The sequence below is a fragment of the Ruegeria sp. CDSA021 genome (assembly GCF_059612325.1).
In genome coordinates, this window is sequence record NZ_JBXWQJ010000056.1 from 1 (window position 1) to 1,042 (window position 1,042).

Below are 1,042 nucleotides of genomic sequence, written 5' to 3' on the forward strand. Positions count from 1 at the left end.
TTGCGAGGACCGGCGGCAGTCCTGGGCGTAACCGGTATTGTTGTTGTCTCAATTCTTCAATTGGTTCTGTCCATCCTTATGATCTGGTGGCTGACGCGCCCTTCGGTAGAAGGAGCGAACGAGTACGGTGCACCTGTTTCCTGACCTGGTTGCCCGGGCAACGGCCGGAATCTCTGCTGAATGAAAGTGCGAACCGCAACACCATGGAGAGAGAAAATGAGTTTCAAGACGATTTCCATTGGAACGCTTATGATGGCAATGGCGACCACTGCATCGGCGGAGTGGTCCTTCAGTTCCGGTTCCAGTCCCAATGCATTTATTCAGACCGGAAACATGACGCTGGAGCTTCAGTGCAACCGTATCCGCTTTGCTCCGGCTGGATACGAGGACAGCCAGGACATTATGGACAAGCAGGGGCTGTCTATTCGTTTTTTGAAGAACGGCACAACCGAGGTTGGTGCTTTTCAGGTTGGCGCTGAAAACGCTGCCTTGCAGATCGTCGACAATTATCCCGTCGAGATCAGTTTTGATAGTCAGCAGGACTATGGTTTTGTACTGGACCAGCTTGCGGCCAATGCGGCGGTCAATCTGTCGATGATTGATCAAGATGTCAGCTATGGGATCTTTGACTTGAAAGGTTCCAGCGCGGCAATTCGGTCCCTTCGTTCCGCGTGCGATTCAGATCCTAGTCTGGGGGCTTCTTACGAAGCACCCGAAGGCATCGTCTATTGTGGTGGCGGAGCGATTGAGCGCGTGATCGAACCCGTAATTTTGGACAATCCGGAGGGAGAGTGGGACGCACGAGTAACGGTCAACGGCGAGTCGATCAGAGCCATGACGGCCTACAGTTACTTTGGAAACTATGAGCCGCCGGCCGGATTTGTCGTCGCGCTGCTTGGGGAAGACAGGTCCGAGTTTCTGATTTTTAGCGAAGGCTCGGCAAACTGGCTGGAATACGGGGACTATAGGTATGATCAATGCAATTGATGCCCCCCTCCAACCGATTTCCCAATTGGTAAGCCAGTTTAAATGTTTGGTTTCC

1 protein-coding gene is annotated in these 1,042 nt (G+C 52.7%); it reads left to right on the forward strand.

Features of this window, described 5'->3' with window-relative positions:
* The first annotated feature begins 216 nt into the window (after positions 1-216).
* Positions 217-987: a hypothetical protein gene (locus AC2FLD_RS22480; RefSeq protein ID WP_481668352.1), complete on the forward strand. Its 771-nt coding sequence runs from the start codon at positions 217-219 to the stop codon at positions 985-987.
* Positions 988-1,042: the final 55 nt, after the last annotated feature.